The organism is Pseudomonas sp. PME37.24/006 (assembly GCF_055556635.1).
Genome location: NZ_JBVHNL010000201.1, coordinates 1 through 256, shown reverse-complemented (window position 1 = coordinate 256; position 256 = coordinate 1). Strand labels below are relative to the sequence as shown.

1 pseudogene is annotated in these 256 nt (G+C 59.4%); it reads left to right on the top strand.

The features are described 5' to 3' along the window. Window positions 1–12: 12 nt before the first annotated feature. Window positions 13–256: pseudogene (locus tag ACZ3GY_RS24400) on the top strand (DNA-directed RNA polymerase subunit alpha); the annotation flags it as partial.

Sequence of the window (256 nt, the reverse complement as noted above, 5' to 3'; positions counted from 1 at the left end):
AAAGGACAATTCATGCAAAACAGTTTGTTGAAGCCCCGCATCATCGAAGTGGAAACCCTGGCCCCCGGTCACGCAAAGGTCGTGATGGAGCCGTTCGAGCGTGGTTACGGTCACACCCTGGGCAACGCGCTGCGTCGCGTCCTGCTGTCGACCATGAGCGGTTACGCTCCCACCGAAGTCACCATCGCTGGCGTCGTGCACGAGTACTCCTCGCTGGACGGTGTGCAGGAAGACGTCGTCGACATTCTGCTGAACC